Source organism: Mesorhizobium sp. M0633 (genome assembly GCF_040320645.1).
In the GTDB taxonomy this organism is placed as follows: domain Bacteria; phylum Pseudomonadota; class Alphaproteobacteria; order Rhizobiales; family Rhizobiaceae; genus Mesorhizobium.
Genome location: NZ_JAMYQC010000036.1, coordinates 16,151 through 40,602, shown reverse-complemented (window position 1 = coordinate 40,602; position 24,452 = coordinate 16,151). Strand labels below are relative to the sequence as shown.

The window sequence follows — 24,452 nt, the reverse complement described above, 5'->3', positions numbered from 1 at the left end:
TTCCCCACTGCTGAATGACGATGGCGCAGAGAATCACAATCGCTTGGCGAGTAACGCTTTGTTATCTGGCCGGACTGACGGAAAGTCTTTTGGTCTTCGCATTTTTCGGAGCCTCGCACCGCAACGTGGCAGCGCAGGATCTTCTTTCGACCTTCGCTCTTTATCTGGCCGTAGGCGTGGTCGTCTCTTGGCCCCTCTGGCTGACCGCCGCTGTCGTCGCGTTCGTTTTCTCAAGGTCAGTCGCTGCAAATCCAGGTCTGTGGACTGCCGCGGCGGCTTTGATCGCCGCCGGCTTCTCGTATGGGACCCTGCCCTTCGACGGTGAGATCAGGTCTCTTGCCACCGTCGGAGGCCTCGCCGCAATTCTGGCAGGGATTTCTTTTTACTGTTGGAGTGTATCACGCCCGGTTCCCGCGGCATCCAACTGAAACACCATTAATCGCGCGCTTGCCTTGCGGGGCAAAACCGTTCATGCGAAGAGCCCGCACGCGAGTGAAAACAGCGACAGGCAAGCGCAACAGATGAGCAGGCGCCGGAAATGAGCAAGCGCAAGAACGGGCTCACCTATGCCGAAGCGGGCGTCGACATCGATGCCGGCAACCTCATGGTCGAGAAGATCAAGCCGCTGGTGCGCGCCACCCGCCGGCCGGGCGCCGATGGCGAGATCGGCGGCTTCGGCGGCCTGTTCGACCTCAAGGCAGCCGGCTTCACCGATCCGGTGCTGGTCGCCGCCAATGACGGCGTCGGCACCAAGCTGAAGATCGCCATCGACGCCGGCAAGCATGACACGATTGGCATCGACCTGGTCGCCATGTGCGTCAACGACATCGTCGTGCAGGGCGCCGAGCCGCTGTTCTTCCTCGACTATTTCGCCACCGGCAAGCTCGATCCCGACCAGGGTGCTTCGATCGTCGGCGGCATCGCCGAGGGCTGCCGGCAGGCCGGTTGCGCGCTGATCGGCGGCGAGACGGCGGAAATGCCCGGCATGTATCACGACAAGGATTATGACCTTGCCGGCTTTGCCGTCGGTGCCGCCGAACGCGGCCAGCTGCTGCCGACCGACGACATCGTCGAAGGCGACGTGCTGCTCGGCCTCGCCTCGTCGGGCCTGCATTCGAACGGCTTTTCGCTGGTCCGCCGCATCGTCGCCGTAAGCGGCCTTGGCTGGGGCGATCCGGCGCCGTTCAATGACGAGGCGACGCTGGCGGAGGCGCTGCTCGAGCCGACGCGCATCTACGTCAAGTCGATCCTCAAGGCGATCCGCAACACACATGGCATCAAGGCGCTGGCCCATATCACTGGCGGCGGCTTTCCCGAAAATATCCCGCGCGTTCTGCCCAAGGATTTTTCGGCCGAGCTCGATCTCGGCGCCATCGAGGTGCCGCCGGTGTTCTCGTGGCTGGCCAAGACCGGCGGCGTCGCGCCGGAAGAGATGATGCGCACCTTCAATTGCGGCATCGGCATGATCCTGGTCGTCGCCTCCGGCCAGGCGGCGCAGGTCGCTGCCGTTCTGCAGGAGGCCGGCGAGACGGTGACGCCGATCGGCCAGATCGTGCCGCGCCGCGATGCCGGCGTCATCTATCGGGGCTCGATTGGCCTATGACCAGGAAACGGACGGTCGTACTGATCTCGGGGCGCGGCTCCAACATGACGGCGCTGGTTGCGGCGGCGAGCAACCCGGCCTATCCGGCCGAGATCGTCGGCGTCATCTCCGACCGCGCCAATGCCGCCGGCCTTGGCATCGCCGCGGCGCGCGGCATCGCCACCAGAGTGATTTCGCGCTCCGACTATGCCAGCAAGCAAGCGCATGACGAGGCGATCGATGCGGCCCTCTTGTCGTTCGGCGCCCAGATCGTCGCGCTGGCCGGCTATATGCGCATCCTCGGCGCGCGCTTCGTCGAGAAGTGGCAGGGCCGCATGATCAATATCCACCCTGCCCTGCTGCCTGCCTTCAAGGGGCTGGATACGCATGCGCGGGCCCTCCGCGCAGGCATGCGCATCCATGGCTGCACGGTGCATTTCGTCACGCTCGACATGGATGACGGGCCGATCATCGCCCAGGCCGCCGTGCCGGTGATGGTTGGCGACAATGAGGATACGCTGGCCGCGCGCGTGCTCAAGGCCGAGCACCAACTTTATCCGCTGGCGTTGGGCCTTGTCGCCGAAGGCAAGGCGCGAATGGAAGGCGGCCGCACGGTGTTTTCGCGCTTCGCCGACGATGCCGACAACGCCACGTCAGTGGTGATCGCGCCCGACCCGCTGCGCGAAGAGACCGATCTCGAGCATCTGGCACGGATCACGCCGTAAGGGTCCGCGGAAACGGCCAATTAATCGCCGGGGAATGACAGAATAGATCAATGGACGTTTTCGACAGCGCGATCCGGACAAAGCGTGATCTCGCCGGCGTCTTCGAGTACGACGAGGCGGGCGATCCGAAAAGTGCCACGGCATATTTTTATCTCTGTCGGATCGAGGACGGACGAGTAGGTCCCGTCGTCGGTGCAATTCACGTTCGATCGGGCGATTGGGCCATCACTGAAGCAGACATTTTGGTCAGATGGGATAAAGATGAACGGCGTGTAGGCCTGTTCATCTTTGGTGCACTTTGGGCGAGTTTTGATACCGTCACAGGTGCAAGACATGGCGGCGGATATGGGAAAGACTTTCAGCCCGACATCCCTTGGACTTGAGTTGAATCCATGAAGCAACTGCTGCTCCTGCGTCACGCCAAGTCGAGTTGGGACGATCCCGACCTCATCGACTTCGACCGGCCGCTGTCCGCGCGCGGGCTGAAGGCAGCACCACTGGTCGGGCGCGAACTGGCCCGGCGCGGCTGGCTGCCGGAGCTGGCGCTGGTGTCGCCGGCGCTGCGCACCCGCGACACGTGGCGGCTGGTCTCGGCGGAATTGCCGGCGAAGGTGCAGGCCAAATCTGCCCAGGCGCTTTACGAGGCAGCGGCGGCGGACATCCTCGCCAAGGTGCGGCAAGTGAAGGCGGGGACCGGAACGCTGCTGGTGCTTGGCCACAATCCCGGGTTGGAGGAGTTCGCGCGCGGTCTTGCCGGGGCTGGATCTGATGAAGCGGCGCTGAAAAAACTGGCGGAAAAATACCCCACCGCGGCCCTGGCTCGGTTCGACGTCGATGGCGATTGGGCCGGTCTCACCTTCGGCAGCGCCCGGCTGACGCACTGCATTTGGCCGAAGGATCTGCGTTAGGGATTTACCAACAGGCCCGGGGATCGCCGATCCTTTCGACCGACCGGGCTTTGCCCAAACAAAAACGGCGGGCCAAGCCCGCCGCTCTTCGTGCTCCGGGGTTTGAGGAACTATCGGCCCCAGTTGCCCCGGCCAGATTGGGGCACTACGGGTTGATCCGTGCCGAACCGGGTCGTCGCCTCGGTGTCGACGGCGTTGTGCTCGGTCGTCAGCGGCTTGCGGATGGAACCGGTAAACCCGCTGTCGATGGTGCCGACAGGCGCGTTGCCAACAGCCGCGGCCGGCTGGTTGACGCCGTCCGAACCATAGTGATCACTGCCTGCAAAGGCGCTGCCCGTGGCGACGAGGACGATGGTGGCGACGGTAAGAGCAATCTTGGTCATTTCAGGTACTCCAGTGTACTGGTCATTCGTGAGTTGTCGTTGCTTTCGACGCATTCGAGATGAGAGCGCTGTCCGCGCCGACGAATACGCACCCGGCTTGTTTTCCGGCAACTATCGGCTTGACGTACCAAGGTTTGCAATGTCTACTGATTCGCGACAGGCCGGCACCGATAAATCATTTGGAGAAGTGCTTAGTGCACCCCGCTTCGATAAGATCGATGGCTTCAGCGACGAGCTGAACGCACTGCATGAGCGTTGGGAAAACAGGATCACCGGCAAAGACTTCCGCGCCTTGGGGAAATGTTATGCTGGCGGTAGGCTGTCCCTTATCGCGTATTTCGATATCTCCGGTTATCCCATACTGGATTGCATTGAGTGTTCCCCCGGGCCCGAGCTTGAAAGAACAGCCCTGCCAAGCATTCCCATGCTCGTCTGCCAAGTAGACGCCATGCAATTGGGTGACGGCGACGGTGGGAATGATAAGGTTGTGCTTGTCGATGTTGTCGGCCTTCCGAATCTCCCAAAGGCGAAAATTCCCTCCACGGTAAGGTTTTATCTTTGTGAGAAGGACCATTACGAGGGCGGGGAAGTTTTCCACTATTCGACGATTGGGTGGCGCACCTTTTCCGGGTTTGGGGGGCATGAAGGACTTACGAAGTGCGTTCCTAGATTCGTCGGTCGGGAAACTTACGCGCGTCGTAGAGACGTTTGCCGCGCGCATCATGCCGGTCATGACATAATCGAGCGCGGAGCTAAGATTGTGGAAGGTGTCGCCGATGGCGAGGACTATGTCAGTTGGCAGCTTGTCAGCCACGGCACGGACAAGTTGGTGTCCGGTCTCAGCATCCTTGTCGATGACGACTCGGCAGAAATCACTTTGCAGGTATTGGGAAAACCACGTCTCCGCCTCTTGACGGTGGCAGTCGGCCCGGTGGACCTTTAACCCTGCTTGAAAGAGGGCGTCTTTTAGGATGGTTGCGTCCATGTCAGAATCCCCCAAAGGCAAGAACCAGGATAAGGCAGACCAGCGCCGCGACGATCTGGCGAAGCGCGTTTTGAGCACGCCGCCAAAACCGAAGCCCGGCAAGCCGACCAAGGTTAAAACCCCTCCCGATCATAAGACCGGGAAGGGGAAGAAGCTTGTGGCGCCGGACGGCTCTAAGGACAGTGAGGGAGCGCCAAGAGATTGTTAGGCTCAATGCCGTCGGCGTCGGTCTTGATGTACTTACGTCCGTTCCGGACCGCGACCACAAGCCAAACGGTGTTGCGATTGCGATCCGCAGTCCAGAAGCGGTCTCCACCCCCAATTAGGGTGATCATCTGATCTACGGTTCTATACCACCCATTGCCGCCCGGCCCGCCAACTCCTTGAAGTCGGCGATCCGCATCGGCGTTGTCAGGCTTATGGCATGTAACTTGGAAAGTGCCGGTCATAGGTATTTTTCCTGTGTGCGGCCACAGGACGGCTTGACGTAATCACCCGTAGGTTTAGTTTGGCGAATGTCATGTGCCTAGCCGTCCTGTGGCTTGGTTGCATTAACGGCGGTGACTGCGAATCACCGCCGTTTTCAACTTTAAGGGTAAATCAGCCGAAGAGTCCCCCGTTTGGGTTTTACCCACACGGCTTTTTGTTCTTCTTTCGTTTCATCAACAGCTTTCGCGCCTTTTGCTTAAGCGTGACCGGCTTCGTTAGCCCGCCGATAGGTAAGGCGCTTCCCGACCATGCCATTGATGGCGCGTTCGCAGCGTTCGGTGTCAGTGACGCCAAGGCCGATGCGGTTGTTGTAGCGATAATCAAACTCGGCAAGGTAGCGGTGCAGATGCGCTTCGCTGACTTGATGGTAAACGCCATTGATGCCGCGCTTCAGGATCGAAAAGAAATTCTCGGCAGTGTTGATGTGCATGAAGCCGCCGAGGCGGGCGTATTCATTGGCCGAATGGTTCACGGTGCCGTGACTGGCGTACTCCCTGCCGAGACGCGGATAGATGCCGCTCTCGTCGGTCATAAGGGCGCTGGCGCGGTCGGCGGTCGTCACGATGATCGGGCGCACGGTAGCAGCGGTCACGTTGGCGACATGGAAAGAGGCAACGCGCCCGTCGCGCTCGACAAGCGACAGAACGGCTTTCTTCGGGGCAGGCTCGCGATGTGCGCGGTTCTTCGCCTTGCCGCCGACATAGGCTTCGTCGGCCTCGACAACCTTGTTCTTGCCGCCAAGCGGACCCGACGACTTGGGATCGTCGCGCATGGCTTCACGAAGGCGATGGCAAAGGAACCAAGCGCTTTCGTAGGTGATACCCAACATGCGGTGCATTTGGTGCGCGCTCATGCCTTTCTTCGATGCGGTCAACAGATGCATCGCGGCAAGCCATACGTTGATTTTGATGTGGCTGCGCTCCATGAGGGTGCCGACAGTCACAGAGAACGGCTTGCGGCATTCCTTGCACTTGTAGACGCCGGGGCGCGTGGACTTGCCCATAAGCTTGGTGATGCGGTCGGGATTGGCATTGCCGCAATGAGGGCAGTTCGGACCATGCGGCCAATGCAGGCTTTCAAGGTGCTCGCGAGCCTTGTTTTCGTCAGTGTAAATGGGATTGGTGAGTTTCATGGCGATTAAGGTCACTTCTGCCCTTCGGGCGGAGATAGAGGCTTCAGCGCGTAGGCAATACGGGACTGAGTTGTTCTAGTGTGGGCTGATCAAGCGTCACCGTGCAGCCGCCCTGTTCGGTCGGGAAATGCAGAGAGAACACGTCAGGCCCCGAAAGCCGCTCGACCAAAGCGTCAGTTGCGAAATGAAGCTGGGCGTATTTGATCGGTGTCATGGGAGTGCCTCTGAATTGAAGCGATCCTATCAAGTAAGCCGTGGTACGTCAAGCCGATAATTGCCGCTTTTCCGATGTGCACGTTGCTGGACGATTTCAGCAACCGAGATTGTGGCTACAGATGAAACCTGCAAATCAAAGTATTCGATTGGCGCAGGATGCTATTCGGCGCACACGCCCGTTGATACGCGAAAGCAAGAGTAGCGGGCCAAGCCCGCCGCTCTTTGTGGTGCGGGCCGTGATAATCAGCGGCCCCAGATGCCTTGGCCGGATTCAGGCGCCACCGACTCGGAGGTTATCTTGGCACCGGTATGCTCGGAAGTAACTGGCTTGCGGATCGAACCGGTGAAGGTGTTGTCGACGTTGGCAGCAGCAGCAGCGGCCGGCTGGTTGACGTTGTCCGAGCCATAATGGTCGCTGCCGGCAAAAGCAGTGCCGGTGGCAACGAGGATGGCGGCGGCGGCGGTAAGAGCGAGCTTGGTCATTTCGGGTACTCCGGTAGTTCTTTGGTCTGTCCGTCAAGTGGCGTGCCTCGGGAGGAATTCGCGTCGCTCGGACCACCCCGAGATGGGTCGGCAAGTCTGTCGTTTCCAATCACGAAAATTTTGTACGGGTGCGCCAAATTGGCCGCTTGAAATTCGACATGCAGCTCCTGGCGCCACAATGTTCTTATTTCTTTTCAACTAGTTATGCGGTCAGTGGTGATTTGCCGCGCGAACATTCTTTGAGCCGGCGTTCACCCTTTCCTGCACTCTCTGTCAACAGAACCGAACCGTTCGGTTCGAGTTCTTTTACGTTTGGCTGATAAGCGCTTTCAGAAGCTCGATCGACATTCCTGCCGACGGATCAATGCGCCGTGAAATTCACGCTGCCAGCTCAGCGCCAGCGGCGTCGTGCTTGGGCCGCGCGCTGGCCAGAAGCACGACGGGGCAGTTGCAGGCGGCTAAAACAGCGCCGGCGGTTTCACCGAAGAACAGGTCCTCACCCGGACGTTGGGTGACGCCCATCACGACGATCGCCGCGCCTTTGGCCGCCTCCCGGGTGATCGCCTTGTCGGGTGTGACGCGGGTATGGAACGCTGTGTCGATATGCAGGCCGTAGCGGCCCGCCAGATCAGCGATGTCTTTCAGGACGGCCTCTTCGCGGCTATGCGACACGGATGTCAATCTTCGGCCCTTGGCTGCCGTTTGCGAGACGTAAAGTATCTTGACCCGCGCCCGGTTTGGACGGGCCAGCGCCAGCGCCAAGTCGGCGGCGCGACGCGCCACTTGAGTACCGTTGACGGGGACGAGAATGCTGGTGCCGGCCTTCAGCGTCGGCATCTTTTCGGCAGCATTGCCGCCGTTCAGGACCAGGCAAAGCGGGCCGTCAAATCCTCCGGCAATGTCGTTGAGGGCCGGCGCGAAGGCGCCATCGGCGGTCAGCACATTGTCAAGCCCGACCAGCAGCAGGCCGTATCCCTTGCGGGCCTCTTCGGCGATCGTCTCACCGGTGGCTTCCAATTCGGTGCGGGCCGTCAGGTGGACTTTGCCGACAAGCGTATCTTCAATCCGTTTCACCGCCCGGGCGCTTTTTTTTGCACCCTTCTTGATTTCCTTCAGGGTGCGCTCCTGTCCTTTGCTGTCGGTTGGCCTGTCAATTCGGCCGTCCTTCGGCTGAAGCAAGGTGGTGGGCATGCCGCTGCCTCCGCCGACCAGTCCGGCGAGATATGCAGTGAACTTGCCGATCCTGCTGTCGTCGACCAGCACCAGCAGCCGCTCCAGCCTGGAAATGAAGCCGTATTCGTCCAACGCCTCGCGCTCGACACGCTGTTGCTCGTCGTGCCCAACCGGCAGCCGGCCGAGCGCCCAGCGCAGCATCGGCGGCATGGCCAAGGTGGTGATCACGGCCATGGTGACGATCATGGTGAAGAGATTGTGCGACAGGATGTTCATCGACAGGCCGATGCTGGCGACGATCACCTCGGTCGAGCCGCGCGCGTTCATGGCACTGCCGACGGCGATTGCTTCCTTGAACGACATGCCGGCGAGCTTGGCGCCGATGAAGGCGCCGCCAAACTTGCCGATGCTGGCGATGACCACGAGAGCGCCCGTCAGCATGGCAAGCGTCGGATCGGCAAGCACGGTGAGATCGGCGGAAAGCCCCGCCATGCCGAAGAAGATCGGCATGAACAGCGCGGTGATGACGCCGCGAAGTTGGCCTTCGATATGGCTGGAGAGGATGGGCGATTCCCCGACAAGGATACCGGCGACGAACGCCCCCAGCACGGTATGGACGCCTATCATGTTGGTGATCAGCGCCATCACGCCCATAATGATGAGGATCATGGTGATCACCGCAAACTCGCTGCGGAATTGATCGTTGGTCCAGCGGATCAAGGTGAAGACAAGACGGCGGCCGATGGTGAAGGAGAACACCATGAACAGTGCCACTGCGGCGATGGTGGTCACCAGCGGCGCGAACTGCAGCCTGCCATTGGTGGCGATGCCGAAGGTTACGGCGATGATAAGCCAGCCGATCGTGTCCTCGATAATCGCCGAGGAAATAATCACCTGTCCGAGGTTGCGGCGCATGAAGTTCATCTCGCGCACCACCATGGCGACGATCTTGACCGACGAGATCGACAGCGCGGTGCCCAGGAACAGCCCGGCGACGGTGCGTTGCGTCGCGTCGGCCAGCAGTGCGTCCGGCAGGAATTGCGCAAGCGCGAAACCGCAGATGAAGGGCACCACAATGCCGGTTGCCGAAATGGAAAAACATGCCGCGCCAACCCGGCGCACCAGCCGCAGGTCCGTCTCCATGCCGGTCAGCAAAAGCAGCATCAGGATGCCGAGCTGCGAGACGGCGTCGATCATGCCCTTTTGCGCAGGATCGCTGGGAAAGATCAGGTGCTGGGCCGACGGCCACAGCCAGCCGAACAGCGAAGGACCGAGCAGGATGCCGCCGATCAGTTGGCCCATGATTGCCGGCTGGCCATAACGCTGCAGCACTTCGCCCAGGCCGCGCCCAACAAGCAGCAGAAGCACGATCTCGGCGACGAAAGCGCCTTCGCCCGAACCACCCATGCCGGAGGCCCGGGTACCGGCAACGAGCGTCTCCGCTGCCCAGGCCGCGCCCGCGGGGACGAAAGCGCAAACCAGCAGTGTCAGGCTGGAACGTGTCGGAGCCTGCCAAGCCATGAAACCCCCATCGCCCAATGCACGTGTCCAACAACGCGCGACAGGGCGTTGCGTTGCTAGACGTGGACGTCACCGAAGGAGAGTTCGCCGTCGTCGCTCTCTGTCAGAAAGGCTGTCACCAGCAGGCCTGCATAGAGGACGGCGACCAGCACGACGATGGCGCCACCAGGAACGGGACCCAGGGCAGCACTGGTGACGGCCTCACGCATCGACCCGACGAAGCCGATGCGGACGCCTTCGGCCAGAAGACTGGGGGTCGACAGTTTGAGGATCCAGGCCAGCAGCAGAATCAGCAGCATGTGGATGTAATTGCGACGCAGGCGGCGCGCCAAAGCCACGCGTTGCGAAATCAGGAATTTCGGCGCGCGCAGGCTCTCGCCGACGATCAACAGCCAATCGGACGCGAAGTCCGGCTGCGGCGAGAATATCTGCGCGAAATAGTGCCGTTCGAACTGGCGCACGCGAGCCCGATAGAAGTCGAAGAAGCGATATCGGCGGGCCTCTATCCACAGCAGCAGCAGAACAAGCAGCATGGCAAACAGCAGCACGCCATGGTGAGCGCTGGCTGTCGAAAGCGAAACGGACAGCATGGCTGCGACAACGGTTATCGCCCAGTTGCTCGTCCGGTCCAGGCGGTCACGCCACCCAGCCATGCGCGCAATCTCGGCGCGATGAAAGTGGGACATCGTGGTTACGAGTTCGCCGGACGACAGTGTCCTTCCGATGGGATCCGGCGCCGGCAACACTTCTGCCATGACAATGCCTCCACCCGCCACGCGAAAACGGCCGGATGGAGATATCGTTCCGACGCTCAATCCGCCGGGCGCAGCCAGACCTTGTTGTCGTGGAAGGCGGCGCCGCCATAGGGCGCCGGCGCATCGGCGCCGGTCAGCACGTTGATGCCCTCGCCGCGCTCATGGGCGCTGTTGGGCCAGATGCCTTCGGCGACTACCACGCCGCGCTTGATGCCGTCGAACAGTTTTGCGTGCAGCACCACTTCGCCACGCTGGTTGCCGACCTCGATGCGGCCACCGTCGGCGACGCCGAGTGCCGCCGCATCATCGGGATGCACGAGCAGCTCCGGCCGGCGCTCTTTTGCCTGCGATACCGGCGTTTCGGCAAAGGTCGAATTGAGGAAATTGCGCGCCGGCGAGGTGGTCAGCCGGAACGGGTGCGCCGCGTCCGCCACCTCGATCAGGTCGACATGGTCGGGGAATTCCGGCAGCCGCTGCACAGGCCCGAAGAGGCCCATGCTTTTCGGTGGCCGGTTGGGCGACGCCTGGCCCGTCCAGTCGGCGCGAAAATGGAACTTCTTGTCGGCATGGCCGAAGCCGTCGAGGAAATGCGCCGCCTCGAAATCCGGCTGCAAATCGACCCATTTCTGCTCTTTCAGGCTCGAAAAGCTGCCCAGCCCGCGCTTGCCCAGGATGATATCGATATGCTGCTGCTCGGTCATGCCGAAGCCCGGACGGTCGGCGACACCGAGCCTCTTGCCGAGCTCCTCGATGACGAAATGGTTGGTGCGCGGGCCTTCCGGCGGGTCGATCAGCTTCGGCCCGAGTGTGATGTGCTGGTTGCCGCCGCCCTTGTAGACGTCGTCATGCTCGAGAAACATCGTCGCCGGCAGCACCACATCGGCGAGCTTGGCGGTGTCGGTCATGAACTGCTCATGCACGCAGGAAAACAGATCGTCGCGCAGAAAACCTTGCTTCACCAGCCGCTGCTCCGGCGCGACATTGACCGGATTGGTGTTCTGGATCAGTAGCGCCGTCACCGGTGGGCCGCCATAGAGCGCATCCTCAGCCCCGGTCAGCACCGGGCCGATGCGCGAATGATCGAGATGACGGATCGCGGGGTCGCGCATCCGTGTGCCTTCGAGCAGTTCCTGGTTGAGCTTGAAGATGCCCGAATTGGTATGGAAGGCGCCGCCGCCCTCATACTGCCAGCAGCCGGTGACCGCCGCGATCGAGGCTGCGGCATGCATGTTGACCGAACCGTTGCGCTGCCGCGAAAAACCGTAGCCGAGGCGGAAATAGGTCTTCTTCGTCGTGCCGACGAGACGGGCGAAGGCCTCGATTTCGTCGACGGAAAGCCCGGTGATGTCAGCGGCCCATTGCGGCGTCCGCGTCTTAAGATGCGCTTCCAGGCCGTGCGGATCGTCGGTGTATTTTTCCAGATAGGCGCGGTCGGCCATGCCGTCACGGAACAGCACATGCATGACCGCGCAGGCCAGCGCGCCGTCGGTGCCGGGCTTCAGCACCAGGCCGAGATCGGCCTGCTTCATCGTTGCATTTTCGTAGACGTCGATGACGACGATCTTGGCGCCGCGTTCCTTGCGCGCCTTGATGGCGTGAGTCATGACGTTGACCTGCGTGACCACGGCGTTGGTGCCCCAGATCACCACGCAGTCGGACTTTGCCATTTCGCGCGGGTCGGGGCCGCGCAGCGCGCCGGCGCCCATCATCCAGCCGGTCCAGGCCAGATTGGTGCAGATCGAACCGAAGAAGCCGGAGTATTTTTTGGCGTGCCTGAGCCGCTCGATGCCGTCGCGCTGCACCAGCCCCATCGTGCCGGCATAGTAATAGGGCCAGACCGTCTCCGAGCCGTATTTTGCCTCCGCCGCGATGAATTTTTCAGCGACCAGATCGAGCGCCGCCTCCCAGCTGGATTCCTTCCAGGCGCCGTCGCCCTTGGCGCCGGCACGGACCCGCGGCTTCAGCAGGCGGTCGGGATGATGGACGCGGTCGGCATAGCGGGCGACCTTGGCGCAGATGACGCCGGCCGTGTAGCTGTTGGATTTGGCGCCATGGACACGGCCGATGCGCTTTTCGTCGAGCAGTTCGACCTCGAGCGCGCAGGTCGAAGGGCAATCATGCGGACAGGCCGAATGGCCGATTTTGAGCTTGGCGTGCTGATTCATGGGAGCAAACTAGCCGGTTGTGATAGCGGCGTGTAGGGCCAGATGGGCGGGCCTACATCCCCCTCTGGGCTATTCGTCGGAAAGGCCGATCAAGTCCAAGAATGCATCAAAGTCCGGCGCAATGGGCCAAACGCTTTCGACAAGATCGATATTTGTCATGTCAAACGCAACGAGCGGATAAAGCCCCACTGTGCGTAGATCGAACGCAATCGCCTCGCCGCCCCCGTTGCTGCCGATAACGAAAAAACCCGGAAAGAACTCCTTGAATGTCCCCTGTTGCTCTATTTCGATCACCTCTTCCGCAGCGTGCAAGGCAAGCCATAGCGGCTGGACTGGCAGGGGGCCCTCACCACCGTTGCTGAAAGAGAGAAGGGCAACATAGCTTTCAGGCAGGACCAAAGGCCCCACGTCCCTGAGTTTCTCGATCGCTTCGTCTGACGCTCCATCTTTTTTGCGCCACTCCCGACCTTCAAGCATCTCATTCACCTCCTACCGCGAACCATTTGGGTATCCGGGAACGTACCCGGCCACATGACCGCGACAGGCTTGAGCAACGCGTCGTAGGCGCGGCATCTCCCCCGCGAGGGGGGAGATTGCGCTCTTCCTACTCCGCCGTGCCTTCCTCGTACTCCGCCGACATCGACAGCCATTTTTCCTCATGGCCGGCCAGCTGTTGCGCAAGTTGTGAGCGCTCCTTGGCCAGCCTTGTCGCGGTCGAGGGGTCCTTTTCGTAGACGGCCGGGTTGGCGAGTTCGTCCTCGATCAGGTCGATGCGCTTGCGGAGGCGGTCCATCAGCGCTTCGGTGGCGCGGATTTCCTTGGCCAGCGGCTCGAAGGCGGCGCGGCGCGCGGCCGCATCGCGGCGGCGGTCGGCCTTCGAGGCTTTGTCCGCCTCGCGCTTGCCGCGGCGGTCGCCGGAGACGCCGGTGACCAGCGTCTTGTAATCCTCGAGATCGCCGTCATACGGATTAACCGCGCCGTCCTTGACCAGCCACAGCCGGTCGGCGGTCGCTTCGAGCAGATGGCGGTCGTGCGAGATCAGGATGACCGCGCCGGGAAAATCGTTCAGCGCATGGATCAGCGATTCACGGCTGTCGATATCAAGATGGTTGGTCGGCTCGTCGAGGATGAACAGGTTCGGCCCCTCGAAGGCCGACAGGCCCATCAGCAGCCGCGCCTTTTCGCCGCCAGACAGATCCTTGGCGGCGGTATTCATCTTTTCGGTGGTCAGGCCGAACTGGGCGACGCGGCCGCGCACCTTGGATTCCGGCGCCTCCGGCATCAGCCGGCGGACATGCTCATAGGCGTTTTCGTCGGGCCTGAGGTCGTCGAGCTGGTGCTGGGCGAAGATTGCTACCTTCAGCCCGGGCGCCACCGTCATGCTGCCGGTCTCCGGCTTCAGCCGGCTGGCCAAAAGCTTGGCGAAAGTCGACTTGCCGTTGCCGTTGGCGCCGAGCAGCGCGATGCGGTCGTCGGCATCGATGCGCAGCGTCATCTTCTTCAGGATCGGCTCGCCCTCGATGTAGCCGACGTTGACGTTGTTCAGCGCAATGATCGGCGAGGCCACCGACTTCACCGGCTCCGGAAAGGAGAACGGCCGCACCGCGTCGTTCACGATCGCGGCGATCGGCTTCATCTTCTCCAATGCCTTGATGCGCGACTGCGCCTGCCTCGCCTTCGACGCCTTGGCGCGGAAGCGCTCGACGAAGGATTCCATGTGCTTGCGCGCGGCTTCCTGCTTGACGCGGCCCTTCTCCTGCAATTCGCGCTGCTCGGTGTATTGACGCTCGAACTGGTCGTAGCCGCCGCGCCAGAAGGTCAGCTTCTTCTGGTCGAGATGGACGATCGAGTTGACGGCGCGGTTGAGCAGGTCGCGATCGTGCGAAATCAGCAGCACGGTGTGCGGGTATTTCGATACGTAGTTTTCCAGCCACAGCGTGCCTTCGAGATCGAGATAATTGGTCGGCTCGTCGAGCAGCAGCAGATCGGGCTCGGCAAACAACACGGCGGCCAGCGCGACGCGCATGCGCCAGCCGCCGGAGAAGGACGAGGCCGGGCGCCGTTGTGCGGCGTCGTCGAAGCCGAGGCCGGCGAGAATGGTGGCCGCGCGTGACTCGGCCGAGTGCGCATCGATATCGGCCAGCCGCATGTGGATGTCGGCGATGCGGTGCGGATCGGTCGCCGTCTTTTCCTCTTCGAGCAGCGCACTCCGTTCAAGATCGGCCTTGAGCACGATCTCGATCAGCGGCTCCTCGGTGCCCGGCGCTTCCTGCGCCACCTGACCGATGCGCGTGTTCTTGGGCAGGCTGATCGAGCCGGTTTCGGAGGCGAGATCGCCGGTGATCGCCTTGAACAAGGTCGTCTTGCCGGTGCCGTTGCGGCCGACAAGGCCAGCCTTGCTGCCGGCCGGCAAGGTCAGTGAGGCATGGTCGAGAAGCAGGCGTCCGGCCATGCGGAGCGAAAGGTCGTTGATGATCAGCATGGCCGGGCTTTTGCACGGGACAACCATGCTTCGCAAGGGCTTGAGCCCCGGTTCGCCGCATAAGGCGCGAAAACCGGCAAGCAAGTCAGCCCGCCGCGCCGCGACTTCCCGCAAAACGCAAAAAGAACCCGCTATCCTGAGGGGGGACAAGGAGAGCGGGCTCTTTCGTGAACGGCGGCCTTGGGAGCGTCCGATCGACATCCAAACACGCAGGAGCCCGGTTTGTTCCTTGGGAAGAACGAACTATGTGATGAACAAATGCTGCTGTGGCCGGCAGGTTTGTCCACAGGGGCGTGCCGTCTGTACGCTATCGACCATGACGCTGCGGAAAGACTCGGCTATCCTTGGATGTGCGGCGGGCCTGATCTCCGCCTGGCCGGCGCCATCAGCTTCCTCCCAAGCGGCGCCGGCCACCTTCCTTGACCGGCGCCGACGCCATTTGAGGCGGTCATTGTTTCGGCGGCGTGCCGGGCTGATCGCCGCCGGTCGTCGACTTCGGCACCGGATTCTTGTCGACCTGCGGGTTCTGATCGACCGTGTCGCCAGGGGCCTTGGTCGGCTGGATATTGTTGTCGCAACCCGCAACAGTCAGAGCTGCCATAAGCAGCAGGATTGAGCGCTTTTTCATCGCAGTCTCCTCTCGCCCGACAACGAGGCGTCGGCGATTTGGTTGCGCGGCCGGTGTCGTTCCCGCATTCGCCAAGGGGCCTGGGAACAAAATGCCGCGTCTCCGGTTGCTGCACAATCAATGGAGGAAGGCATGATCCGTCTGCTCATCGCCGGGGCAATCGTCTATGTTGCCTATCGCGTCGCCAAGAAAGTGATCGACGAGGTGCCCGACGATTTTGATCCGCTGCTGTTGCCACCGCCACAGGACGATCGCGAGGCGCTGCGGCGGCAATCGGCAAGGATGGGCGTCGAGCCCGAGCGTTAGTCGACAGGCCTGCCCGCAAGGCTTCTCGCTCACGGGCCCTATTCCGGCTCCGCAAACCGTTGCGAACAAAGCAGAAACGATGCTTGATGGGCGATGAACCTCGCCGCCCGTGATTCGTCCTTCCAGCCGGCCTATCTGGCGAAGCTCAACGCCGAGCAGAGGCTTGCCGTCGAACATGGCGACGGCAAGATCGCCGGGCCGTTGCTGGTGATTGCCGGCGCCGGCTCCGGCAAGACCAACACGCTGGCGCACCGGGTCGCGCATCTGATCGTCAGGGGTGCCGACCCGCGCCGCATCCTTTTGATGACATTTTCGCGCCGTGCCGCAGCGGAAATGGCCAAGCGGGTCGAGCGCATCGCCGGCGAGGTGCTGGGGCGCGATGCCTCGGTGATTACCGATGCGCTGAGCTGGGCCGGCACGTTCCACGGCATCGGCGCCAGGCTGCTGCGCGATTATGCGCTGGAGATCGGTCTCGATCCGGCCTTCACCATCCACGATCGCGAGGATTCCGCCGACCTGATGAACCTCGCCCGCCACGAGCTTGGGTTTTCGAAGACCGAAGCCCGCTTCCCGACCAAGGGCACCTGCCTTGCGATCTATTCGCGCGCCGTCAACGCACAGGCGCCGCTCGGCGAGGTGCTGGGTTCGGTGTTCCCGTGGTGCGCCGGCTGGGCCGAACAGCTGAAGCAATTGTTCGCCCGATATGTCGAGGCCAAGCAGGCGCAGAACGTGCTCGATTACGACGACCTGCTGCTCTACTGGGCGCAGATGGCCGGCGAGCCGGAAATCGCCGCGCATCTGGGTGCACGTTTCGACCAGGTGCTGGTCGATGAATACCAGGACACCAACCGGCTGCAGGCCTCGATCCTGACGGCCCTCAAGCCCGACGGATCGGGGCTGACGGTGGTCGGCGACGACGCGCAGTCGATCTATTCGTTCCGCGCCGCGGAAGTGCGCAATATCCTGGATTTTCCGAAGCAGTTCGCGCAGCCGGCCGAGGTCGTCATGCTGGAGCGCAACTACCGCTCGACCGAGACCATCCTGGCGGCAGCCAATGCGGTGATCGGCGAAGCGTCGGAACGTTTCACCAAAAATCTCTGGACCGAGCGCAAATCGGCGGAAAAGCCGAAGCTGGTGAGCGTGCGCGACGAGACCGAGCAGGCGAGCTATGTCTGCCAAGCGATACTCACCGAACGCGAGGCCGGCACCGTTCTCAAAGCACAGGCGGTGCTGTTTCGCGCCTCTCACCATAGCGGCCCGCTGGAGATCGAGCTGACGCGCCGCAACATCCCCTTCGTCAAGTTCGGCGGGCTGAAATTCCTCGATGCAGCTCACGTCAAGGACTTGCTGGCCGTACTGCGCTTTGCCGAAAACCCGCGCGACCGCGTCGCCGGCTTTCGCGTGCTGCAACTTCTGCCGGGCATCGGCCCTTCGGCCGCCAATGCGATCGTCGAGACCATGGCAAATTCGCTTGACGAGACGATGGGGCTTGCCCGCTATCGGCCGCCGCAGCGTGCCGCCGACGACTGGCCGGGCTTTGTCGCGCTCTATAGCGGCCTGCGCGCCGGCGCGCAAAAATGGCCGGCCGACATCGAACAGGTCAGGCTCTGGTACGAGCCGCATCTGGAACGTATCCACGAGGATGCAACGACGCGCCGGGCCGATCTCCTGCAGCTCGAGCAGATCGCTTCCGGCTATGCGTCGCGCGAGCGCTTCCTCACCGAGCTGACACTCGATCCGCCGGACGCGACCAGCGACGAGGCCGGCCCGCCGCACCGCGACGAGGATTATCTGATCCTGTCGACGATCCATTCGGCCAAGGGGCAGGAGTGGAAGAACGTCTTCGTGCTCAACACCGTCGACGGCTGCATCCCGATCGATCTCGGCGTCGGCAGCAAGGAGGACGTCGACGAGGAGCGGCGGCTGCTCTACGTGGCGATGACGCGGGCCAAGGACAGCCTGCACCTGGTCATGCCGCATCGCTTTTTCGTCCACGGCCAGGCGGCGCGCGGCGACCGCCATGTCTACGCCTCGCGCACGCGCTTCATCCCGCGCTCTATCCTCGGCGCCTTCGAGCAGGTGGCATGGGCCAGCGTCCAGGCCAGAGACGATCCGCGCCGCCAGCCGCAGGTGCGTGTCGACCTCGGCGCCCGCATGCGCGGCATGTGGAAATAGGCACCCGCCTCGACGTCGGCGCTGCTCGCCCGGCGACCGCTCCCAGAGCCGGCGAAAAAACAATCCCGGCAACATGGAACCTCGCGCCGTGATCCGCGTTTCTGCCCGACCCCCAGACCGGAGAACGGCGTCCGCCGTGACCTCCGCCCATTCGAGAGGCCAGAATGCACGACAGGACGTTTTCCACCCCGGTCGCCCTAACTGTTGGCGCCGGCTACAAGCGTACGATCGCTTCGTTCTCCGAGATGCACGAATTCCTGACCGAGTTCCCGCCTTCGCGCCGCCGGCTGAGCTATGGCGCCGCGGTAAAGGCCTGCGAGGCGGCACGTGCCGGCGATATCTCGGCCGAAGCGGCACGCGACGCCCTGATCACCTTCGCCGTGACGGCAGGCATCCTCTGGCCGGCCGCCCAGCCGGCAGTCTCGGTCAAGCCGGTCGCCCGGGGCCTCGGCGGCTACGCCGCCTGACAAGACTCTTCGTCATCATGGCCGGCCGGATTCCGGTCATCAGTGCTGGCCCGGCGGATCCTAAATCAGCTGCCTTCTGATGCTCATCCGGGTGACCGCGGTCACAAGAATGGCGCCGATCATGAAATAGATGGTCGCGACAATGTCGCCCTGGTGGAAATAATAACCGGAGTTGAGAAGCGCCAGGACCACGGCGAAGAACGCCACAAGGCGCAAGGGTTCATTGGGCATGCGTGCCAATTCTCGCTGTTGCTGCTGAATGCTGCTGAAGCGGCCGCCCTCACGACCGTCCGCTCCATAAAATGTTTTGGCGCGTTTTGCAATCTCGGCAGATCGTCCTCTATCCACCGTCCGCGTCACCAGCCGCCCCAGGTTCAGGCGAAAGCCCTGCCCTCCTCGCTGCGCTGGAACATCGTCAGGTCCAGTCCGAGGCTTGGCTTGCCCAGGATGGTCAGGATCGCATGCGCCTGGCCGCGGTGGTGGGTCTGGTGGTTGAAGAAGTGGTCGAGCGCCGGCGCCAGCCGCTGCGAGACGGTGCGCATATCCGAGACGGTCATGTAGGAGAAGCGGCCCGACAGCGCCTTGTCGCTCAGGCCGTCGACCCAGTCGATGATCCGTTTGTCCTCGGCCTCGCGCGCCAGCCGCAAGCCGGGCAAGGCGCGGTGCAGGATCGTGTCGAGCCTTGCCGGCGCGTCGCCCTCGCCGGTGAAGCGTTTCATCCAGATACGGTCGGCTGCCAGGAGGTGGTTGAGCGTTCCCATCATCGAACCGAAGAAGACGCCGACATTGCGGTCGAACTCTTCCTCGTCGAGATCGGCGGCGGCATCGTAGATGCGGCCGTTGGCCCATTGATTGTAGGCCGCAAACATCCTGAAATGCTGTTTCATTTTCTCTCGACCTGCGAGACCCCCTGCGCGGGTCTGTTTCGGCCATAGTTAGACTGCAAGGACGCTGCCGCCAATGACCATTCTGCTCTACGACCTTGTCGGACGCGACGCCGCCCGCCCGTTCAGCCCACATTGCTGGAAGGCGGCGATGGCGCTGGCTCACAAAGGGCTGGACATCACCAGCGTGCCGACCCGTTTTCTTGAAGTGCCGAAGGTGGAAGGCGGCGTCTCGAAGCTCGTTCCGGTGATCCGCGACGGCGAGACGGTGGTCGCCGATTCCTTCGCTATCGCGCTCTATCTCGAGGAGGCCTATCCTGAGCGCCCGACATTGTTTTCCGGCGACGGCGGTAAGGCGACGGCGCGCTTCATCGAACGCTGGTCGCAGCTGACCATCCATCCCTACGTCACCACCGCTGCGATACTGGACCTGCACGCCATGCAGGACGAGGCGAACGCCGCCTATTTCCGGCAGAACCGCGAGCAGCGCTTCGGCAAGCGCCTGGAGGCGGTTTACGCCACCCGCGACGGCGGGCTCGCCGGCTTCCGCGCCTCGCTGGAGCCGCTGCGCTCGATGCTTGGCTATCAGCCCTTCATCGGAGGCCGGTCGCCGCTATTTGCCGACTACATCGTTTTCGGCGCGCTGCAATGGGCGCGCATCGCCACGCCCTACCGGCTGCTCGACGACACCGATGTCGTGGCGCAATGGTTCGAACGATGCCTCGATCTGCATGGCGGCCTCGGCCGCACGGTTGCGGCCGCAGCGATCTCCCGCCTTGAGAGTTGAAATCGGCAGTTTTCATCGGCGGCGGCACATTTTGTTCTTGCTTTGTGCCGGCAGCTATGCTACTAATCTCGATATGGTGATGATTCGCACCGACGCCCGCCCGGCCTGCCGAGGCGGGTTTTGTTTTGCCGATCGAGGTCCAACGGCGTAGATCGCGGCGATGTCGTCCGGCCTTAGCTGAAAGTTGCCAGCGGCGAAATGCGACAATGCGGGTAGACGAAGTGTCGCTCGAAGCGCCTCATCAGCGCCTGGATCGAAGCAAACAGGACGAACATCCGGCGAACCGGGCAATCACAACAAAGGCAGCGCGCCATGACCGCAAACCCAGATTTCCCGGCCGATTTTCGCGCTGCGCTCGCCAACCTGTTCCTGTGGCGGCGCGACGTCAGGCGATTCAAGCCGACGCCGCTCCCCGAAGGGGCGCTGGAGCGGCTGCTCGAGCTTGCCAGCGCCGCGCCGTCCGTCGGGCTGAGCCAGCCCTGGCGCTTCGTCGTCGCCGAGAGCGAAGCATGCCGCGCCGCCGTCAGGGCCTGCTTCGAGCGCTGCAACGCGGAGGCACTCCAAAGCTTTTGCGGTGAACGCGCCGCCCTGTATTCGCGCCTGAAGCTTGCCGGCCTGAATGAGGCGCCCTGCCAGCTTGCGGTTTTCGCCGACCGCGCAACCGAGCAAGGGCATGGGCTTGGCCGCCTGACTATGCCAGCCACCATAGACTATTCGGCTGTCATGGCGGTCCACACGATGTGGCTGGCGGCGCGCGCCGAAGGAATAGGCATGGGCTGGGTCTCGATCCTCGATCCGGCCGAGGTGGCGACGATCATGGACGTGCCGGCGGGGTGGACGCTGATCGGCTATTTCTGCGTCGGCTATCCCTCGGAGGAACACAGCGTGCCGGAACTGGAACGGGAAGGCTGGGAGGTCCGGCGCGCTTCGATCGTGATAAGGCGGTAGTGCAACGGCGGCGCTGCCATCCTCTTTGCAGGAAGAATGACTCCTCCCCTGCGGGGCAGAATGGATATTCCGGATGGTTTCGCCGATCGTCAGCATCGCCACCAAGAGACCATGGCAAGGCCACCGTACGGCCCTGATCTGAGGAAGGGCATAGAATGTTTCGCTGCGACGTGCAGGCCGAGATCTGGGTCTTTCCGGGCAAGGGCGGCTGGCATTTCGTGACGCTGCCGCCGGAGCCTGGAGCATGGGTCAAGACGGCGATGACCGGGATGGCACGACCTTGGGGCTCGCTCGGCGTGGAAGCCGTCATCGGCCAGACCAGATGGCGGACATCGCTGTTTCCCGACAAGAAATCCGGCAGCCTGCTCTTGCCGATAAAGACGGCGGTGCGGGTCCGCGAAGGCCTCCGCGCTGGCGACACGGCCAATCTGACGATCGAGATGCAGTTATGACGACGTTGGGTCAGGCTGACGACGACGCGCTATAGGGCGGCCAGTCGGTCGGATCCAAAGTGAGTACCGGTTTTTGGAAAATCCGATGCTCAACAAAAAGATGAGCGGCGGCATGGCCCGATGACGCTGCGGCTGTGGCTAGAAGCGATCGGCCTGGCACTTATCGTTGTGCGCATCGATGACGGCCGCAAGCCTCGGCCACGATGACCGGCAACTGTCGCTGGATCTCGTCGGCGGTCGAGTGAACAACGTTCTCATCAGCAAGGACTTCAAGCGCTATCGCTCTCCCTCATTGGCCGATGTCGTTGCCTGATTTGTACGTTTCTCAACTAGAGTACTACACGAAACACGAGTTTCGACATCGATGATGTCAAGGTGCTATACGTAGTAGGAGGCGGGGCAAGGGCCAGCAAAGAGCTGACCGTGGTGGGGCTAAATGGAAGTGGTTGACCGCGATGAGGGTAAAGCTTTCAGCTGGGTTCGGATCGGGTTTTTCTTCACGGCCATCTATTTCGGGGCTGTAGGGTGGGTGATCCTCAGATCAGGTCCAGAAAGCCTCGTTCAAATCAAATCCGGCTTGCAGCTGAATGAATTCGCGGACGCGATGGCCGGGATGTTCGCGCCTCTCGCATTCCTTTGGCTATTTATTGCCACCATGGTCCAATCCCAAGAGTTGGCCCTTCAGCGAAGGGAACTGAAGCTAACGAGGCGGGAGTTTGAGCTAAACCGTGACGTCGCTAAGGGCCAGGCTGAGGAGGCGCAGAAAACGGCCAAGTTCATCGGCGAGCAGACCAAGATCATGGCCACAGGCGAATACGACAAACTTATTGACGCTCAGATCGAGGGCTTTGAGCGAATGTATCCAGCGGTCGGATCGCGTGCTCTGATATTTCGTGGCAAAGAAGCCGATTCAAGCATGTTCATAAAGCTCTCAACGAATTCATACACTTTTCCGGCTATCAGTGAGAGGGTATGGTCGGCCTCGAATGAATACAGGACAGCTAAGCAGAAGTTCCCTGATCGAAAACTGTACTGTCAGACACCGGATGGCTTCAAAGTACTGAAACAGATGTTGGACCGGATGAGTGAGGCTAGAGAGGGAGCTTCCCCGCGGCATCTAGAGATCCTTAGGCTTGCAGCATTTGACGTTTTGGTACATTCGCTCGACTTCATTATGAGCGAATGTGAGAGAGGTGAATAGTCGGACATTTGGTTTTCTGAATCGGTCAAGAATGCTCGTCATGCCGTCGTTCTATGCCAGACACGGGCGACGTCACAACGATCCCTTGAATATCTTCCGCACTTCGAGTTGACTGATGGAGTTCGCTGGCGAACTCAGTATTTTGGGGGGATTAATGCAAATCATCCAACATACAACCTTAGCTCTACTACTGGGGTCGCTTGTCTTATTTGCGTCGCCGTCTAATGCAGCAGACTGCCCTACAGGCGAAACCCGACAAGAGCACCATGTCGGCAACTTCAATTTTGTCACCAACTCGTGGGTCGAGGAAAGCGGCAAGCTGCGCCGATACGTGTCCTGTGTTGGGAATTTTGATCGCGATTCCGACCTACTTGTCACTTGGCATGTCGCCGGCCCAACGGGCACATATGTACCCTCAGATGATGTGGCAACCGAACGGCGGATGAGCAACGATCTCAATCCTAGGCCGGTCAACGGCTGCATCAAATATGGCAATCTCGGTGACTACGCGGGGGCCCAGTTCATAGGCTCGGCCGCTGACGAAGACGAAAACGCCAAAGACAACCCGTGTACTGTAGCAAACACCTTGGGCGGTCCTGAGTTGGCCAAGCCCGGCATACCGGAGGACGGCTACAGTGACCAGGTGCGGGTGTTTTTTCCAAGCAATCCGGACAAGCCCCGCGAGACTATGCTTGAAATCAATGGGGTGATCGGAATCTCCCCGATCGATGGTGCGTTCGAAAGTTTCTTCACGTACAGCGCGCAAAAATACAAAGACAGACCCGACGGAAACCCCGACGCTATCCGAGTGCGGCCAATATTTGTGACAGCACCAGAATCGTATTATAAAGCTTTTTTCGACTATAATAAGGAAATTACACCGCTCGGATCTAAAGGCAATATTGTATTTACGGTTTTCCATTCTAATACGAATTTGGTTCCTGCTACAGCTTTCTATGAGTTTATCTCCTCTGATAACCGCGTTGTTGGTTCCATTCCTATGCCGATCTTCGGGCCTGAGCAGTGAAAAAGGCTTTTGAATTCATATTCAGTATAACGCCCAGCATCGCGCTGACGTTTGCAGAACCATGGGTTAACCTATTCAAAGGCACCGCTATCCTGCGCCCGGACGTACCGCACGCGCTCGTCAATACGGCACTCGCTCTCTCCGTGTTCCTTTCGATTGTGGTCGTTCTTATCGGAAAATCGTGGGATGGCTCCTACAAGCTGCGGACAACTAAAAACCTGCTGGTGATGACACTCGTGCTCGCCCTCGTTTGCTACGGATCGCGCTTGTTCCTTTCCTGGCCGCGCAGCAGGGTCGTTCAGAGCATGATTACCTCAATGTGGGACCTTTGCGGCTGGGTCTTCGTTGTGGTGGCTATAATGACAGTCACCTTCGCTGCCTTGTACGCGTTTTCCATCCCTGCGGAATCACGTTCTGTTCGCTCTGGCTAACATAAGCCGGCCTGAGCGTGACTGCCGCACAGGCCATACGGTAGCGCCGCATGGTCGCCTCGGCGATCGGCGTCTTCGTCGTCCGATTCTCGCCGGTTTCGAAATCGGCAATGCGGGGAACTGACACGCCGGTCAGCTCGGGTACCC

General features: G+C 61.5%; 29 protein-coding genes. 15 read left to right on the top strand and 14 right to left on the bottom strand.

Features of this window, described 5'->3' with window-relative positions:
* The first annotated feature begins 20 nt into the window (after positions 1–20).
* From NKI47_RS28655 to NKI47_RS28635, 5 genes are all read left to right on the top strand, one after another.
* Positions 21–428: a hypothetical protein gene (locus NKI47_RS28655; RefSeq protein ID WP_352594416.1), complete on the top strand. Its 408-nt coding sequence runs from the start codon at positions 21–23 to the stop codon at positions 426–428.
* Positions 429–538: 110 nt separating this feature from the next.
* Positions 539–1,603: a phosphoribosylformylglycinamidine cyclo-ligase gene (gene purM, locus NKI47_RS28650; RefSeq protein ID WP_023677649.1), complete on the top strand. Its 1,065-nt coding sequence runs from the start codon at positions 539–541 to the stop codon at positions 1,601–1,603.
* A complete protein-coding gene (gene purN, locus NKI47_RS28645) occupies positions 1,600–2,307 on the top strand; it encodes a phosphoribosylglycinamide formyltransferase (RefSeq protein WP_023677650.1) in 708 nt (235 codons plus the stop codon). Before purM ends, purN begins: the two co-directional genes overlap by 4 nt.
* Positions 2,308–2,357: 50 nt before the next feature.
* Complete coding sequence (locus NKI47_RS28640) at positions 2,358–2,690, top strand: hypothetical protein (RefSeq protein WP_023677651.1); 333 nt, start codon at positions 2,358–2,360, stop codon at positions 2,688–2,690.
* Between the two features lie 9 nt (positions 2,691–2,699).
* Positions 2,700–3,215: a SixA phosphatase family protein gene (locus NKI47_RS28635; RefSeq protein ID WP_023677652.1), complete on the top strand. Its 516-nt coding sequence runs from the start codon at positions 2,700–2,702 to the stop codon at positions 3,213–3,215.
* Between the two features lie 110 nt (positions 3,216–3,325).
* Here NKI47_RS28635 and NKI47_RS28630 read toward each other — a convergent pair whose 3' ends face one another.
* The 12 genes from NKI47_RS28630 to NKI47_RS28575 form a co-directional block, all read right to left on the bottom strand.
* Positions 3,326–3,598 (bottom strand): DUF680 domain-containing protein, encoded by a 273-nt coding sequence (locus NKI47_RS28630; protein ID WP_023677653.1) that lies wholly within the window; start codon positions 3,596–3,598, stop codon positions 3,326–3,328.
* Between the two features lie 175 nt (positions 3,599–3,773).
* Positions 3,774–4,694, bottom strand: a complete 921-nt coding sequence (locus NKI47_RS28625) for a hypothetical protein (RefSeq protein ID WP_352594415.1) — start codon at positions 4,692–4,694, stop codon at positions 3,774–3,776.
* 62 nt (positions 4,695–4,756) lie between these two features.
* Positions 4,757–5,032 (bottom strand): DUF3892 domain-containing protein, encoded by a 276-nt coding sequence (locus NKI47_RS28620; protein WP_352594414.1) that lies wholly within the window; start codon positions 5,030–5,032, stop codon positions 4,757–4,759.
* 236 nt (positions 5,033–5,268) lie between these two features.
* Positions 5,269–6,204 (bottom strand): IS1595 family transposase, encoded by a 936-nt coding sequence (locus NKI47_RS28615; protein ID WP_352594429.1) that lies wholly within the window; start codon positions 6,202–6,204, stop codon positions 5,269–5,271.
* Positions 6,205–6,247: 43 nt separating this feature from the next.
* Positions 6,248–6,418: a hypothetical protein gene (locus tag NKI47_RS28610; RefSeq protein WP_352594413.1), complete on the bottom strand. Its 171-nt coding sequence runs from the start codon at positions 6,416–6,418 to the stop codon at positions 6,248–6,250.
* A 245-nt stretch (positions 6,419–6,663) separates the two neighbouring features.
* Positions 6,664–6,903, bottom strand: a complete 240-nt coding sequence (locus NKI47_RS28605; protein WP_023677654.1) for a DUF680 domain-containing protein — start codon at positions 6,901–6,903, stop codon at positions 6,664–6,666.
* Positions 6,904–7,281: 378 nt separating this feature from the next.
* The gene (locus tag NKI47_RS28600; RefSeq protein WP_502898091.1) at positions 7,282–9,483 is read right to left on the bottom strand and encodes a cation:proton antiporter domain-containing protein; all 2,202 of its coding nucleotides are present in this window, start codon (positions 9,481–9,483) and stop codon (positions 7,282–7,284) included.
* A 170-nt stretch (positions 9,484–9,653) separates the two neighbouring features.
* A complete protein-coding gene (locus tag NKI47_RS28595; protein WP_352594411.1) occupies positions 9,654–10,352 on the bottom strand; it encodes a DUF2270 domain-containing protein in 699 nt (232 codons plus the stop codon).
* A gap of 56 nt (positions 10,353–10,408) precedes the next feature.
* Positions 10,409–12,517, bottom strand: coding sequence for a molybdopterin-containing oxidoreductase family protein (locus NKI47_RS28590; RefSeq protein WP_352594410.1), 2,109 nt, complete (start codon positions 12,515–12,517; stop codon positions 10,409–10,411).
* 69 nt (positions 12,518–12,586) lie between these two features.
* Entirely contained in the window at positions 12,587–12,994 is a 408-nt protein-coding gene (locus NKI47_RS28585) for an SMI1/KNR4 family protein (RefSeq protein WP_352594409.1), read from the bottom strand.
* A gap of 127 nt (positions 12,995–13,121) precedes the next feature.
* A complete protein-coding gene (locus NKI47_RS28580) occupies positions 13,122–14,999 on the bottom strand; it encodes an ABC-F family ATP-binding cassette domain-containing protein (protein WP_352594408.1) in 1,878 nt (625 codons plus the stop codon).
* A gap of 448 nt (positions 15,000–15,447) precedes the next feature.
* Positions 15,448–15,627 (bottom strand): hypothetical protein, encoded by a 180-nt coding sequence (locus NKI47_RS28575; protein WP_023677659.1) that lies wholly within the window; start codon positions 15,625–15,627, stop codon positions 15,448–15,450.
* 132 nt (positions 15,628–15,759) lie between these two features.
* On the opposite strand from NKI47_RS28575, the gene NKI47_RS28570 reads away from it, so the two are divergent.
* The 3 genes from NKI47_RS28570 to NKI47_RS28560 all read left to right on the top strand — a co-directional run bounded on the left by NKI47_RS28570 (position 15,760) and on the right by NKI47_RS28560 (position 18,575).
* On the top strand, positions 15,760–15,933 hold the full coding sequence (locus NKI47_RS28570; protein ID WP_023677660.1) for a hypothetical protein: 174 nt from the start codon (positions 15,760–15,762) through the stop codon (positions 15,931–15,933).
* A 93-nt stretch (positions 15,934–16,026) separates the two neighbouring features.
* The gene (locus NKI47_RS28565; protein WP_352594407.1) at positions 16,027–18,108 is read left to right on the top strand and encodes an ATP-dependent helicase; all 2,082 of its coding nucleotides are present in this window, start codon (positions 16,027–16,029) and stop codon (positions 18,106–18,108) included.
* 164 nt (positions 18,109–18,272) lie between these two features.
* Positions 18,273–18,575, top strand: coding sequence for a DUF982 domain-containing protein (locus tag NKI47_RS28560; protein WP_023677662.1), 303 nt, complete (start codon positions 18,273–18,275; stop codon positions 18,573–18,575).
* A 60-nt stretch (positions 18,576–18,635) separates the two neighbouring features.
* Here the strand turns inward: NKI47_RS28560 and NKI47_RS28555 are convergent, their stop codons facing one another.
* Together NKI47_RS28555 and NKI47_RS28550 are read right to left on the bottom strand one after the other, a co-directional pair.
* On the bottom strand, positions 18,636–18,935 hold the full coding sequence (locus NKI47_RS28555) for a hypothetical protein (RefSeq protein WP_352594406.1): 300 nt from the start codon (positions 18,933–18,935) through the stop codon (positions 18,636–18,638).
* Positions 18,936–18,949: 14 nt separating this feature from the next.
* Positions 18,950–19,462: a DinB family protein gene (locus tag NKI47_RS28550; protein WP_254820279.1), complete on the bottom strand. Its 513-nt coding sequence runs from the start codon at positions 19,460–19,462 to the stop codon at positions 18,950–18,952.
* A 73-nt stretch (positions 19,463–19,535) separates the two neighbouring features.
* Between NKI47_RS28550 and NKI47_RS28545 the strand changes: the two genes are divergently transcribed.
* The 7 genes from NKI47_RS28545 to NKI47_RS28515 all read left to right on the top strand — a co-directional run bounded on the left by NKI47_RS28545 (position 19,536) and on the right by NKI47_RS28515 (position 24,305).
* The gene (locus NKI47_RS28545) at positions 19,536–20,246 is read left to right on the top strand and encodes a glutathione S-transferase family protein (RefSeq protein WP_352594405.1); all 711 of its coding nucleotides are present in this window, start codon (positions 19,536–19,538) and stop codon (positions 20,244–20,246) included.
* 312 nt (positions 20,247–20,558) lie between these two features.
* The gene (gene bluB / locus NKI47_RS28540; protein WP_352594404.1) at positions 20,559–21,194 is read left to right on the top strand and encodes a 5,6-dimethylbenzimidazole synthase; all 636 of its coding nucleotides are present in this window, start codon (positions 20,559–20,561) and stop codon (positions 21,192–21,194) included.
* 155 nt (positions 21,195–21,349) lie between these two features.
* The gene (locus NKI47_RS28535) at positions 21,350–21,646 is read left to right on the top strand and encodes a DUF1905 domain-containing protein (RefSeq protein ID WP_352594403.1); all 297 of its coding nucleotides are present in this window, start codon (positions 21,350–21,352) and stop codon (positions 21,644–21,646) included.
* Between the two features lie 178 nt (positions 21,647–21,824).
* The gene (locus tag NKI47_RS28530) at positions 21,825–21,959 is read left to right on the top strand and encodes a hypothetical protein (protein WP_352594402.1); all 135 of its coding nucleotides are present in this window, start codon (positions 21,825–21,827) and stop codon (positions 21,957–21,959) included.
* Between the two features lie 123 nt (positions 21,960–22,082).
* Complete coding sequence (locus tag NKI47_RS28525; protein ID WP_352594401.1) at positions 22,083–22,847, top strand: hypothetical protein; 765 nt, start codon at positions 22,083–22,085, stop codon at positions 22,845–22,847.
* A gap of 115 nt (positions 22,848–22,962) precedes the next feature.
* Positions 22,963–23,874, top strand: coding sequence for a hypothetical protein (locus tag NKI47_RS28520; RefSeq protein ID WP_352594400.1), 912 nt, complete (start codon positions 22,963–22,965; stop codon positions 23,872–23,874).
* Complete coding sequence (locus NKI47_RS28515; RefSeq protein ID WP_352594399.1) at positions 23,871–24,305, top strand: hypothetical protein; 435 nt, start codon at positions 23,871–23,873, stop codon at positions 24,303–24,305. The genes NKI47_RS28520 and NKI47_RS28515 overlap by 4 nt, the downstream gene beginning before the upstream one ends.
* Positions 24,306–24,452 lie beyond the last annotated feature (147 nt).

Excerpts from the sequence above, each read along its gene's own strand:
- NKI47_RS28655 (WP_352594416.1), top strand. The coding sequence starts at position 21 with ATGGCGCAGAGAATCACAATCGCTTGGCGAGTAACGCTTTGTTATCTG.
- purM (WP_023677649.1), top strand. The coding sequence starts at position 539 with ATGAGCAAGCGCAAGAACGGGCTCACCTATGCCGAAGCGGGCGTCGAC.
- purN (WP_023677650.1), top strand. The coding sequence starts at position 1,600 with ATGACCAGGAAACGGACGGTCGTACTGATCTCGGGGCGCGGCTCCAAC.
- NKI47_RS28640 (WP_023677651.1), top strand. The coding sequence starts at position 2,358 with ATGGACGTTTTCGACAGCGCGATCCGGACAAAGCGTGATCTCGCCGGC.
- NKI47_RS28635 (WP_023677652.1), top strand. The coding sequence starts at position 2,700 with ATGAAGCAACTGCTGCTCCTGCGTCACGCCAAGTCGAGTTGGGACGAT.
- NKI47_RS28630 (WP_023677653.1), bottom strand. The coding sequence starts at position 3,598 with ATGACCAAGATTGCTCTTACCGTCGCCACCATCGTCCTCGTCGCCACG.
- NKI47_RS28620 (WP_352594414.1), bottom strand. The coding sequence starts at position 5,032 with ATGACCGGCACTTTCCAAGTTACATGCCATAAGCCTGACAACGCCGAT.
- NKI47_RS28615 (WP_352594429.1), bottom strand. The coding sequence starts at position 6,204 with ATGAAACTCACCAATCCCATTTACACTGACGAAAACAAGGCTCGCGAG.
- NKI47_RS28610 (WP_352594413.1), bottom strand. The coding sequence starts at position 6,418 with ATGACACCGATCAAATACGCCCAGCTTCATTTCGCAACTGACGCTTTG.
- NKI47_RS28605 (WP_023677654.1), bottom strand. The coding sequence starts at position 6,903 with ATGACCAAGCTCGCTCTTACCGCCGCCGCCGCCATCCTCGTTGCCACC.
- NKI47_RS28600 (WP_502898091.1), bottom strand. The coding sequence starts at position 9,483 with ATGGGTGGTTCGGGCGAAGGCGCTTTCGTCGCCGAGATCGTGCTTCTG.
- NKI47_RS28595 (WP_352594411.1), bottom strand. The coding sequence starts at position 10,352 with ATGGCAGAAGTGTTGCCGGCGCCGGATCCCATCGGAAGGACACTGTCG.
- NKI47_RS28590 (WP_352594410.1), bottom strand. The coding sequence starts at position 12,517 with ATGAATCAGCACGCCAAGCTCAAAATCGGCCATTCGGCCTGTCCGCAT.
- NKI47_RS28585 (WP_352594409.1), bottom strand. The coding sequence starts at position 12,994 with ATGCTTGAAGGTCGGGAGTGGCGCAAAAAAGATGGAGCGTCAGACGAA.
- NKI47_RS28580 (WP_352594408.1), bottom strand. The coding sequence starts at position 14,999 with ATGCTGATCATCAACGACCTTTCGCTCCGCATGGCCGGACGCCTGCTT.
- NKI47_RS28575 (WP_023677659.1), bottom strand. The coding sequence starts at position 15,627 with ATGAAAAAGCGCTCAATCCTGCTGCTTATGGCAGCTCTGACTGTTGCG.
- NKI47_RS28570 (WP_023677660.1), top strand. The coding sequence starts at position 15,760 with ATGATCCGTCTGCTCATCGCCGGGGCAATCGTCTATGTTGCCTATCGC.
- NKI47_RS28565 (WP_352594407.1), top strand. The coding sequence starts at position 16,027 with ATGAACCTCGCCGCCCGTGATTCGTCCTTCCAGCCGGCCTATCTGGCG.
- NKI47_RS28560 (WP_023677662.1), top strand. The coding sequence starts at position 18,273 with ATGCACGACAGGACGTTTTCCACCCCGGTCGCCCTAACTGTTGGCGCC.
- NKI47_RS28550 (WP_254820279.1), bottom strand. The coding sequence starts at position 19,462 with ATGAAACAGCATTTCAGGATGTTTGCGGCCTACAATCAATGGGCCAAC.
- NKI47_RS28545 (WP_352594405.1), top strand. The coding sequence starts at position 19,536 with ATGACCATTCTGCTCTACGACCTTGTCGGACGCGACGCCGCCCGCCCG.
- bluB (WP_352594404.1), top strand. The coding sequence starts at position 20,559 with ATGACCGCAAACCCAGATTTCCCGGCCGATTTTCGCGCTGCGCTCGCC.
- NKI47_RS28535 (WP_352594403.1), top strand. The coding sequence starts at position 21,350 with ATGTTTCGCTGCGACGTGCAGGCCGAGATCTGGGTCTTTCCGGGCAAG.
- NKI47_RS28530 (WP_352594402.1), top strand. The coding sequence starts at position 21,825 with ATGACGGCCGCAAGCCTCGGCCACGATGACCGGCAACTGTCGCTGGAT.
- NKI47_RS28525 (WP_352594401.1), top strand. The coding sequence starts at position 22,083 with ATGGAAGTGGTTGACCGCGATGAGGGTAAAGCTTTCAGCTGGGTTCGG.
- NKI47_RS28520 (WP_352594400.1), top strand. The coding sequence starts at position 22,963 with ATGGAGTTCGCTGGCGAACTCAGTATTTTGGGGGGATTAATGCAAATC.